Annotated in this window: 8 protein-coding genes; 5 read left to right on the plus strand and 3 right to left on the minus strand. The window is 36.8% G+C overall.

Annotated elements, in window-relative coordinates; all coding sequences use genetic code 11:
• Positions 1-1840: 1840 nt before the first annotated feature.
• The 3 genes from U8D43_RS17510 to U8D43_RS17520 all read left to right on the plus strand — a co-directional run bounded on the left by U8D43_RS17510 (position 1841) and on the right by U8D43_RS17520 (position 4756).
• Entirely contained in the window at positions 1841-2227 is a 387-nt protein-coding gene (locus tag U8D43_RS17510; protein WP_335872470.1) for a hypothetical protein, read from the plus strand.
• 207 nt (positions 2228-2434) lie between these two features.
• The gene (locus tag U8D43_RS17515) at positions 2435-3181 is read left to right on the plus strand and encodes a DUF4405 domain-containing protein (protein WP_335872471.1); all 747 of its coding nucleotides are present in this window, start codon (positions 2435-2437) and stop codon (positions 3179-3181) included.
• A 432-nt stretch (positions 3182-3613) separates the two neighbouring features.
• Entirely contained in the window at positions 3614-4756 is a 1143-nt protein-coding gene (locus tag U8D43_RS17520) for an IS110 family RNA-guided transposase (RefSeq protein ID WP_335872472.1), read from the plus strand.
• A 954-nt stretch (positions 4757-5710) separates the two neighbouring features.
• On the opposite strand, the gene trhO is transcribed toward U8D43_RS17520, so the two are convergent.
• Positions 5711-6688 carry an oxygen-dependent tRNA uridine(34) hydroxylase TrhO gene (gene trhO / locus U8D43_RS17525; RefSeq protein ID WP_335872473.1) on the minus strand — a complete coding sequence of 326 codons (978 nt, stop codon included), beginning with the start codon at positions 6686-6688 and terminating at the stop codon, positions 5711-5713.
• A 1133-nt stretch (positions 6689-7821) separates the two neighbouring features.
• Here trhO and U8D43_RS17530 point away from each other — a divergent pair.
• Together U8D43_RS17530 and htpG are read left to right on the plus strand one after the other, a co-directional pair.
• Entirely contained in the window at positions 7822-8901 is a 1080-nt protein-coding gene (locus tag U8D43_RS17530) for an SDR family oxidoreductase (protein ID WP_335872474.1), read from the plus strand.
• A gap of 571 nt (positions 8902-9472) precedes the next feature.
• On the plus strand, positions 9473-11356 hold the full coding sequence (htpG, locus tag U8D43_RS17535; RefSeq protein WP_335872475.1) for a molecular chaperone HtpG: 1884 nt from the start codon (positions 9473-9475) through the stop codon (positions 11354-11356).
• Between the two features lie 192 nt (positions 11357-11548).
• Here the strand turns inward: htpG and U8D43_RS17540 are convergent, their stop codons facing one another.
• Entirely contained in the window at positions 11549-11731 is a 183-nt protein-coding gene (locus U8D43_RS17540; RefSeq protein ID WP_335872476.1) for a YfhD family protein, read from the minus strand.
• A gap of 93 nt (positions 11732-11824) precedes the next feature.
• Complete coding sequence (locus U8D43_RS17545; protein WP_335872477.1) at positions 11825-11950, minus strand: YfhE family protein; 126 nt, start codon at positions 11948-11950, stop codon at positions 11825-11827.
• Between the last annotated feature and the right edge of the window lie 66 nt (positions 11951-12016).

The raw sequence follows: 12016 nt of genomic DNA on the forward strand, positions 1-12016 counted from the left end.
ATATATTCAAGATTGAGGAGTGAGTTTAGTCAAATTCAGTATGCTTCAGCTTAGGTACTTTGAGAAGACTTGAGTCTTGAATTGCGACTTTAGTCGGTGACATTTATGTCTAAATCCACCTGCTTTAGCGGGTGGTCGTTTAAGAGAAATAACCCATGTATATTGCTTGAGTTGTGGAGAAAAATTAGAGCAAAAAGGTAGAGGAGCAAAAAGGAAATATTGTTCAACTGAATGTAAAAGGAAATTTGAAAAGGAAAATCCAAAAATATATAAACTTCAGTGTGACTACTGTAGAAACGAATATCTATCTAAAAGAGTACAAAAGCGAAAGTTTTGCAGTAATGACTGCTACGTTAGAGATAGATTTTTTAAAGAAGAAGATGCAGCAGAAATTTTAGACAAAATTATGAAGAGCAAAAAGGTTGATTATGTACCTAAGTGGTTAGAAGAATTGTTGCTATCATACATTAGAAATGACTGATCTTGGGGGAATGTAACCCTTAAAAAGGGGTATGATTTAAGATGTATTTTTTAGGGCTATTTTTTTAAATCGATCGCGTTAAAAAAAAATACCCGATATAGAGCGATATTTCTTCGAAAAATAAATATAATCAATAGGGTATCCCATTTTAGGCGTTTCTTGGGGGAACACATTAACGCGAAAATAGACTTTCGTGAAAATGTATCAACCATAAATGATAACACACGTGGAGTGTGTGGTGCAGTTGGTGTTACGTTAACTAAAATGATGAATGGGGCTTGTCCTTTAGCATGCTACTAATATAGTGTGTTGGGTGACGAGTCTCTTTTGTTTCGAGGAACAAAAATTTTGGTCACAGCGACGCCTCGAGTTTTGTCGAAGAGTAGGTTAGAAGTGCAGCAGTTGGATTGTAGTGCTTCCTCTTTTAAATTATAAATGGGGGGGCGAACTCCACTGTCTTTAGGCAGTACATTCCTTTAACATTCCAATTTGGTATCTACACTTGAGTATGAGGTGATAGTATGGACCGGTAAAGAAAGTAGTCATGCAGTTAACCTAAGACTTTTAAATAGACTTCAGTCTAGACTGTAACTTTAGTCGCCGACATTCATGTCTGCTTAACAGTTGATCGATTAAGAAAAACGACTTGGGCAGACTGACATGCTTTTAACAAGGCTGTTTTCGCACCAGTCTATAAACGGTGATATGCTTTGTTTTAGGCATCATTTCGTCTATTTTTGATGGAAATCAACAGTGAAATGGGCGATTTAATCAAAAATCAGATGAAATAGTCACAATTTATACGAAAAGAGCTTTTAACAATAACAAATATTAAAATGGATGATAAATAATTAGAAGAAAAGGTTAAAACTTGCTCTCACTGTGGCAATAAACAGCCATGAAGCAAGTAGCAAGGCATAGTGTCGACAGCTACCCTCAATGTCAAATTGTTTACCAGTAACACACTATCAGTTACCCTCGGTGCCACAGGCAAATGTACTAGTCTGTTTCATTGCGGATATTGAGCTTCTAGAACAACAAATTATTGAGTTCTTTTTTCAGTAGTGGATCCTTTTGTACTCTCAATTCGTAAATCCCATTTCTAAGTACTTCAGTTACAGCAGCCTTCATTTCTGCAATTCCATCCACTATCCCCAGCCTATCCACATTCGACAAATTCCGAGTCGTCGCTGTGACCAAGAATAAAAATCATGCAAAAATTACAATATATGAAGGAAGCACGAGTACCGTCCCTGTGCATCCCAAGACAAAAGAAATTCATATTTCTTTCTTTTTTTGTAGCACGAAAAATGTTATACTGTATTTATATTTTTTGTGCTATAAAAAAGGAGTGAAAAAATGAACCAAATAACCTTTTCATCATACGAAGAATTAGAGAATATGTTGAAGGAAAAATTTCATAAGAAAGCAAAGTTTATCGGCTTAAGTGATGAAGATATTCAACTATCTAAAATCTATAAAAAGAAAGCGAAAGATCTTTGGGACAAGCATAATTGTCAACAAATTATCGAACAAAATGGCACTATTACACTAGAGGTATGGATGGATGAAGAAGGAAATAGGAGAACGAAAAGAGGAAGACCTAGAAAAGAAAAGTCAGAAAAACTTAATTATCCATTACATGTTCGATTGGATGAAGAGTCTTTTAGGAAACTTAACAATTACGCAAAGGAACACGATGTAAACTGTTCTGTGGCAATTAGGATGATATTGAAAGAAATTTAAATAGTGAAATGAAGGACATTAATGAATAAAATTAATGCTCGTTTAAAAAAGGTTGTTGCTTTTTGTACCTACTCTTGAAGTCTGAAAGAAGCATGCTCATATGCTCTTTTCGAGTTCGAGCTTAAAAGAGGTACGGATAAACAATCGAAAACAACAAAGTATGCGAAAAGAGCCAAAATCAAAGGTGTTTTTTTAGGAGGATTGAAAATGAAAAAGAATCGTTTTAAGTTTTGTTTTGATTTATCGATTGCAATTACATTTATATTATTATATGCTCCAGCCGTTACCAGTGTAGCATTTCATGAAATAGCTAGTATTTTATTGGGAGTAGCACTAATTATTCATTTAGTGTTAAACAAAGATTGGATCATTGGGATGAGCAAAAGAATAGTCTCAAAAAAAATAAAAGGAAAAGTCTTACTGTCTTATTTATTAAACATAACCCTTTTACTAGATATGTTGATTATAATGATCAGTGGGTTACTCATATCCGAGGTTATCTTTCCTAATTTAAGATATTTTACAGGTATAAATTGGCTTGCTCTTCATATTATTTCGGCTATCCTCGGACTACTAATAGTCGGAATCCACTTAGGGTTACATTGGAACTGGATCAAACAAATTGGAAACCAGTACACTAGATTCAAGAAACTATTATTCTTTCGTAAACCTTCTGGGAAAATACTGTTACGTTTATTATTAATTATTGGGACAATTTTCTTGTTGGTACAAGTATTTAAACTGACGTATGTAACGACGGAGTTTTTTAGTGACCCGGTTTTAGAAGTTGATAAAAGCGGCGGGACTGAAGGTCATGAAAATCATTTTTCAGTTATCCTTGTAGGAATCCTCCCTGTTTTCACCATCTATGCTTGTCTTTTGGGTTCAATTGCTTTTTATACCAATTTATTCGAAAAGAGGACCATGAATAAGAAACGTAAAAGAACTTCCTAGGGGACAGGTTCTGCGTCCCACCATTTCAATTTAGTCTATAAACGGTGATATAGCTTTGTTTCGGGCATCATTTCGTCTATTTTTAATGGAATCAACAGTGAAATGGGCGATTTAATCAAAAATCAGATGAAATAGCCACAATGTATACGAAACCCAGATGATTTCACACTCACACTCCCGGGATGAAAATTTATCTTCTCATGTTTTTTCACTTTTCCATTTGCCGATACTGATAAAAGCTGTGGAAAGTAGACTTTACGTGCTCTTTTGTGGTGGTTTAAACTCTGAATACGAAACTGTTTGGAATTTGCCTTGTGTTACACCCCTTTGTTGACCCTTCTAGCTTTGAAGGTGATCATGGACAGAAAAATGCTTTTTGACCAAGCTTATTCCACTTTCCATAGACTTCATTTTTAATTGGAGATGATTTTAATGGACGTTTTGCTTTCCCATTGTGCGGGTATGGACATTCATCAAAAGGAAATTGTCGTTTGTTCGCTCACTGGCAATCATGAGGATGCCACTGAAAAGGAGACCAAAACCTTTTCTACTTTAACTAAAAGTCTTTTTGAATTATTAAAGTGGTTAGAAGAAAAAGGAATCACTCACATCGCAATGGAAAGTACCGGGATCTATTGGAAGCCGATCTACAATATTCTGGAAGGCTCTTTCGATATTACGATTGCCAATGCCCAACGGATTAAGAATGTGCCCGGTCGTAAAACGGATGTTTCAGATGCAGAGTGGATTGCTAAACTACTTCGTCACGGATTAATCGAGAAGAGCTTCGTTCCCTCTCAGGACCTTCGGGAATTACGAAATCTAACTCGTTTACGTAAGAAATGGATTGGAAATTTAACGGCTGAAAAAAATAGGATTTCAAAAGTACTCGAGTGTTCAAATATTAAGCTTGGGTCTGTGATTTCCGACATATTTGGGGTTTCCGGGCGCAAACTGTTAAATCAATTAGTGGAAAAAGGGTATCTTGATTCGGCGGATGTTGATTCAACGATTCATCATTCTCTCCGAAAAAAAGCGAATACGATTACCGAATCTCTATTTGGAACACTCAATGAGCACCAAATGTTTATGATTAGAAGCTCTTGGAACCATATAGAATTCTTAGAAGAGTCCATTCAAGAACTAGAAGACAAGATCAACAATCTTCTTCTAGCTTATCAAGAGGAAAAAGAGATTCTGTTATCTATTCCAGGCATAAAGGAACATACAGCAGCTTGCATCCTAGCTGAAGTGGGAACAGATATGACACAATTCCCTTCTTCTAGACATTTAGCTTCATGGGCTGGAGTATCTCCAGAAAACAACGAAAGTGCAGGTGAAAAGAAAGGCACCAAGAGCGTACAAGGAACCCCACATATAAAAACCGCACTTTGTGAAGTAGCGTGGGCCATTTCAAGATCGAAGAAGACAGCCATGTCCTCCACTTTTTGGGCACTATCCGCTAGAAGAGGAAAGAAAAAAGCATTAATAGCCATCGCTCATAAGATTCTTAGAATTATTTACACGTTATTTCTCAATAAGCAAACCTTTTCAGAACCACGTTTAGCCAGCTAAGTCGCTCATTCATTCTATACTTAACGAGGTTGTGTTTTTTAAAAAATGGAGGGCACACCCTTATTTTTCTATGAACTTTTTTATTCATCCACTTTAAGAGCAAAAATTCCCTCATTGAAGAGTTTTGTACCATTGGCCTTTTGTTGTTTTTTATTTTCACAGAAAAAGAGCCTTTACAAAAGATAGAAAGACAAAAACAATAGATTCCTGACTGTAATGTGATAGTCTGTTGTTTGATTAACGGTGATTACATTCACAAGATTTTACCACTGTTCTTGAAGGGATTTACCAGGTTAAGCGAACATTATTGCCAGGGGTGCCGGGGGGCAGTTCTCAGAGGGAGCAATTGGAAATTTTGCGTCACAAAGGCACAACTAGCGTATAAATGCTAGTTGTGCCTTTGTTGTGTTGATCGGGTATTCACTACGGCAAAATTTTTGATTGCCAAAGAAGAAGGAAGTCGCGGTCCCTGGATATGAAATTTCAACCCTTGTTTATTCACTAAATTGTTTATTTTAGAAGAAGGATTTTATTGATTTGCGTCGAATGAATAATGGAATTTCAATTAAGTAGCCTTCTTGTGTTTGATTCACCACTTTATATAGTCATCACTATACTATATTTTACCTATATATCATTGGGATAAAGTTTTTTAAGCCATCGAGATTAGCGATTTCGTTCTTCCTCTGGCTCCTTTTCATAATGGAGGGATAGATTGACAGATAGCTTGTCCCTGCCAACGCATTGTAGAGCCACCACTCAAACTTATTGAGTAGTGGCTCTTTTACATTTTTTACTCGAGCCAAGGGGGCAGGTACCTTGGTTCCTTAGCAAGTTTAAATTCAAATAGGTGTACAGATCACTGTCCCCCTAGGTTACATGTTAAACAATCGCTTCTCTCAAATACAAAAACAATAACTTAATAGCATCAGAAACAATCCACACTCGGATCTTTTATCTCATAATCATACCGGAGGAACCGTCGCCTTGGCCACCAATCAATGCCAAACGCTCTGCTACGTCTTCTTCTGTTAAGCCATGCTCTTGAATATAGCGGTTTTCAGGACTCTTTCGGCATTCGTCCGAGCAGCTTCTCATATATTTATGCTCGTTATCTTCAGAGCATAGAATCTTTTTGTTGCATGGTGGATGAGCACAATTTACGTAGCGTTCACAAGGTTCACCTGTAAAGTAGTCTTTTCCGACGATTACATGCTCTGTTTGGTTCACAGGGACACCGATGCGTTCGTCGAATACGTAAAGTTGCCCGTCCCATAGTTGCCCTTTTACTTCAGGATCTTGACCATAGGTGACGATTCCACCATGAAGCTGTGCGACATCCTCAAAACCTTCTTTTACTAACCAACCTGAGAATTTTTCACAACGGATACCACCTGTACAATACGTAATGATTTTCTTGCCTTCTAATTTATCTTTATTATCACGAACCCAATTTGGAAGGTCGCGGAAGTTGCGGATATCCGGCTTCACGGCTCCTCTAAAGTGTCCTAAATCATATTCATAGTCGTTCCGTGCATCAAGAAGAATGGTGTCTTCTTGTTGAATCTGCTCGAAGAAATCTTTCGGAGCAAGATATTTACCTGTTACTTCATTTGGATTCACATCATCTTCAAGACGAAGGGTCACGAGTTCTGGACGATGCTTTACTTTTAATTTATTGAAAGCATGTTCATCTGCTTCATCGATTTTGAACACAGTGTCCGCAAAATGAGGATCCTGTCTCATCGCTTTCATATAAGCATCTGTCTGCTCAATTGTACCGGAGCATGTTCCATTGATTCCTTCAGATGAAATGAGGATTCTTCCTTTGAGTCCAAGCTCGTCGCACAGTTCTTTGTGCTGGGCCGTAACCTCCTCAGGATTTTCAATGGTTACATAGTTGTAATACAGTAGTACTCGATAATTTTTCATGATTATTTCCACCTGTCGATATATATTTGCAAGATATAATCTTAGGATTCTGTTCCTTATTACTCTTACGATGTTCTATTATAACAAGTTTTTTAAAGAAATGTATTATGTATGAATTTGAGCGGGGGAGGGAGTGTGAGGAAATAGTGGTGGAAACTGGGTTTTGGGAAAGGAAGGAGCTAAAGGTAGAGCATGTGAATTGAGTTAGAATGTAGGTGTTATATCAAGCGTGTTGATTAACCAATAATATCCATCACGACATTTCATCCCGTTCAATGGTGAGTAATCGCATCCCGAGCTGAAATTCACGACCAAATCCTCTATTTTCACCCCTTTACAACCGTATCTCTTTTTAAAAGGCTGTTTTCGCAAAGATTGTTGCTTTTCGCACCAGTCTATAAACGGTGAAATAGCTTTGTTTCGGGCATCAATTCGTCTATTTTTAATGGGAACCAACATGAAAATGGGCGATTTAATCAAAAACCAGATGAAATAGCCACAATATATACGAAGATATCACCGACTTTTCAGTTTTTATCACCAACTTCTCGAGATTTATCACCAACTATACAGATATATCATCGACTTCTCTTAAAATCTCATCAACTCACCCATTTACAATCGTTTTTCCCATCTCTATTTTTTCACAACGCTGTTTTCGCACCAGTCTATAAAATATGATATCGCTTTGATTCGGGCATCATTTCGTCTATTTTTAATACGAACCAACATGAAAATGGGCGATTTAATCAACACCCGTTGTATGATATTCAATTTTTATTTGCCACTATAATCACTAGCTACTCTTCTTTCATCGCTGTACGTCCCCTACTAACACATGGAATTAATTTGTGAAATTGGATACGGTTGAGCGGACGAAGGAATGTTGTGATAGGTGGAAATAAAATGATTGAGGAATTGTTACAGCTAATCACAGAAAGGAGATTGTTGTTTGACATTCTCTTTTCTAGTTACTACAGCTTCTAGTGATACTTGAATAAAATCAATTATATAATTGTTTATGATTTCCTTGTAATCATCTTCCAACCCGCTCATTCACAGCGATTTCGACTCAATTTGTGGTATGATAAACCAAATAAGCGACTAGGTCGAAATCAACAGGAGTGATCAATTTGAATATATTTTTGACGGGATCAACAGGCTTTCTTGGTGGTAGGCTCATTAAGAATCTTTTACAAACTCAACGGAACGAAATCTATATTTTAGTGAGAAATGTAGAAAAGGCTGATCGATTAAGAAGTTCTTTCCAAGCGGATGAACAAAAGCGAATTCATATTTTTCAAGGAGACATCACCGTACCAAACGCTGGGCTGAATAGGGAGGATCTTGCGTGGTTAACAGGAAAAATAGAGGTGGTTTATCATCTTGCTGCTCTTGTGAAGTTTGATTTGGATTTGAGAGATGAATTATTTGCTGTGAACTATGATGGAACAAATCATATTCTTCAACTGGCCACACTTTTAAAGGTGAAAAAATTTTATTATGTGAGTACGGCCTATACAGTCGGAAAGCTAACGGCAGGAATAGAAGAGCTCTACCCAATCCACGGGGAATTTCATAATCCCTATGAAGAAAGCAAAGTGAAATCGGAGCATCTTGTTTTTTCTTACAGAGACAAAATGGAGGTGTCGATTTTCCGTCCGTCCATTATCGTTGGTGATTCAAAAACTGGAGAAGCGGATTCCCAATTTACCTTGTACGGATTTATGCGTGCTCTTGATGTATTCAAGCGCAAAATGGATAGAAGCCGGGGAGAAGAACGTACCTATAGACTGGTTGCAAAGAAGAATGGTACATCCAATCTTGTTCCGGTAGATTACGTAGCGGATATTCTAAGCATAGCGCCTAAAAAAGCGGAAGCCAACAAAATCTATCATATAACCAATTCGAACCCTCCAGAAAACATCGAGCTACTAAAAATGATTAAAAAAGCCCTTCAATTTGAAAATCTTTCTGTAGTTGAAAACACGCTAGAGTATGAATTAGATGAGGCAGAGACAAGGCTGAATAGTTTAATTGACGTGTTAAAGGTTTATCTTGAAGGTGCCTTGACGTTTGATGATTGTAATACTCAAGCACTGATAGAGGACACGGGGGTTGCTCATTTGAATATGTCACATGAGACGGTTGAAATGATAATACGGTCGGGTTGCGAGCGGAAAGAAACAAGCGACTATATAGAGCTGAAGTGAACTACACACCCTTCAACACCTTAAATGACCAGCATTTTAACGAAAAAGAACCGTTATCAGAGCTAGAAAAAAAGTGGTTGGAACACTATCAACCGTACGGAGAACAAGGGTATAACCCTGTGAAAATGCGATAATCATTATTTCAGAGTAGTAGAGATACCTATTCCTCAACTTAAGGAAGGCTCTATTCCAAAACATTGGGGCTATTCATCATGTTTTTGATTGATTCCTCCATTTCACTGCTGATATTCATCAAAACAGACGAAAAAACGCCGCGAAACCTATACTATTAACAAGATAAATACTGCTGCGAATAGGGACAATTTTTGCGAAAGTAGCCTCGTTGAAAAAATAGCTCAGAAAACCACTGTACTACCTAGTGTTTTTCTTTTTCATCTCTAGTATGTATTGTTAGGGGAAAGGAAAGAGTCGGAGTAGATGATGATCGGTAATGAAGGTGTACAAGTTGACATCTTTCCAAAATCTATGGTATTTATGTAGTGGTTAGCACTCGAGGGTCTTAAGTGCTAACATACATATTGGGTGTTTAAATTTGAAAGGAGCATGAAAAATGACCAAAAAACAATTCAAAGCAGAATCTAAACGTTTATTAGAAATGATGATTAACTCAATCTATTCTCAAAAAGAGATTTTCCTACGTGAGCTGATCTCCAATTCAAGTGATGCGATCGACAAAATTTATTACAAAGCCTTAACGGATGAATCAATGAGCTTCAATCAAGATGATTATTTCATTAAAGTGGAACCAAATAAGGAAAGCAGAGTCCTGAAAATTAGCGATACCGGAATTGGAATGACGAAGGAAGAGCTTGAGAAGAACCTTGGAACAATTGCCAGTAGTGGATCTCTTGCGTTTAAAAATGAAAATGAATTAGAGAATGGACACGATATTATTGGACAATTTGGTGTCGGTTTTTACTCCGCATTTATGGTTGCCGATGTCGTCACTGTGATTAGTAAAGCTCTAGGCACTGAGCAGGCATATAAATGGGAATCTCATGGTGCCGATGGGTATAGCATTGAGGAAGTTGAAAAAGAAAATGTTGGTACAGAAATCTTTCTCAAAATAATGGATAATACGGACGATGAAAATTACGATGAATATTTAGATGAACAACGTTTGAAAGGTATCATCAAAAAATACTCCGATTTCATTCGCTATCCAATAAAAATGGAGACAACCAAACAAAAAGAAAACGAAGAGAATGAAAGCGACGACCTTGTCGAGTACCGTGAAGAAGAGACGGTTAACAGCATGGTTCCAATTTGGAGAAAGAATAAAAATGAATTAACCACTGAAGATTATGAACATTTTTATCAAGAAAAGCACTACGGATTCGACAAGCCGCTTAAGCATCTTCATATTAGTGTAGACGGAGCGGTGCGTTATAACGCTATTCTTTATATTCCTGAAAATATCCCATTTGATTTCTATTCAAAAGAGTTTGAGAAAGGGTTAGAGCTTTATTCTAATGGCGTTTTGATTATGGAGAAATGCGGAGACCTGCTTCCAGATTATTATAGTTTTGTAAAAGGTATGGTCGATTCAGAGGATTTATCGCTTAATATTTCTCGAGAAATTCTTCAACAAGATAAGCAACTAAAATTCATCGCTAAAAACTTGAACAACAAAATTACAAAAGAGTTGAAAGCATTATTAAAAAATGAGAGAGAACAATATGAAGTGTTCTTTAATGCGTTTGGAAGACAATTGAAATACGGTGTGTATAGTGATTACGGTATGCATAAAGAAACCTTACAAGATCTGTTAATGTTTTATTCTTCGAAAGAAAAGAAACTGGTTACATTAGCGGAGTATGTAGAAAGAATGCCAGAGGAGCAAAAATACATTTATTATGCATCAGGTGATTCTTACGAGCGAATTGAAAAAATGCCTCAAACCGAGATGGTTGCGGAAAAAGGCTATGAAATTTTATACTTTAATGATGATGTAGATGAGTTCGCAATTAAAATGCTAATGAATTACAACGAAAAAGAATTCAAGTCGGTTTCTAGTGGAGATCTTGGCATTGAGTCTGATGAAAAAGAGAGCGATACAGAATCGAATGAAAATGAGTATAAGGATATCTTTGCTTTTATGAAGAAAGAGCTAGAAGGTAAAGTGAAGGACGTTCGCGTCTCAAAAAGATTAAAAAATCATCCTGTTTGTCTAGCAACAGAAGGAGAAGTAACCATAGAAATGGAGAAAATCCTAAGCGCCATGCCGGATAATCAAAATGTGAAGGCGGATAAGATTCTTGAGATTAATACAAATCACGACGTCTTTACTTCATTAAAGAATGCATTTGGGCAAGATGAAGAAAAATTAACCTTATATACGCACTTACTTTATAATCAAGCCTTGCTGATTGAGGGATTAACAATTCAGGATCCAGTGGAATTTACGAATGATATTTGTAAAGTTATGGTGTGATAATACATTTAAAAAGGGAGCTTAAAGCTCCCTTTTTAAATAAAAAAAACACAAAAATTGAATCTAGATATGAATCTTGGTGAGCACCGGTTTGGTTATTACCTATACAGTGAAATACGAAGGTCTATCGTTCACCTGATTAGAACTTCCTGCTGCTCCTAATATAGTCAAGCTAAACTGATTCTTGACTGCTTATTTTTTCTTTCGCTTCGTTTGAATTCGTTGATTAGCTGCATTGGCCATTGCTTGCGCTTCAAGGGACGCCTGTTCACCAGAGAACTCTTCTCCGTAAGTTGGAATTTTCATGTTCTTTGGTACTTGTGGCAATGAATTTTTGTTTTTATCTCGAGTTTTATGTTTGTGTGCTCTGCCCATGTGAATTCCCCCTAATCATAATAAAACCAGAAGGCTAATGCCTTCTGGTTTTATTATGGTCTTTTTACAGTTTGTTATGAAGGTAGGTTTTACCTAAAATGGTTTTTTAGCGGTATAACCACCTGCTCGATCAGCCATTTTAAATTCACGAGAATACGTGACCTCTTGAGCACTTGAAAGAGTTGATTTGGTTTTATCTCGTCGTTTTTTCTTATCCATGTGGACAACTTCCCTTCATATGTATTCTTCTCCATTTTTTCCTTCTTTACGAAGAAACATACGTAA

The organism is Bacillus sp. 2205SS5-2, assembly GCF_037024155.1.
Lineage (GTDB): Bacteria > Bacillota > Bacilli > Bacillales > Bacillaceae_K > Bacillus_CI.

Coding starts and splice junctions, on each gene's coding strand:
- U8D43_RS17515 (WP_335872471.1), top strand. CDS start 2,435: ATGAAAAAGAATCGTTTTAAGTTTTGTTTTGATTTATCGATTGCAATT.
- U8D43_RS17545 (WP_335872477.1), bottom strand. CDS start 11,950: ATGGATAAGAAAAAACGACGAGATAAAACCAAATCAACTCTTTCAAGT.
- U8D43_RS17510 (WP_335872470.1), top strand. CDS start 1,841: ATGAACCAAATAACCTTTTCATCATACGAAGAATTAGAGAATATGTTG.
- U8D43_RS17540 (WP_335872476.1), bottom strand. CDS start 11,731: ATGGGCAGAGCACACAAACATAAAACTCGAGATAAAAACAAAAATTCA.
- htpG (WP_335872475.1), top strand. CDS start 9,473: ATGACCAAAAAACAATTCAAAGCAGAATCTAAACGTTTATTAGAAATG.
- trhO (WP_335872473.1), bottom strand. CDS start 6,688: ATGAAAAATTATCGAGTACTACTGTATTACAACTATGTAACCATTGAA.
- U8D43_RS17520 (WP_335872472.1), top strand. CDS start 3,614: ATGGACGTTTTGCTTTCCCATTGTGCGGGTATGGACATTCATCAAAAG.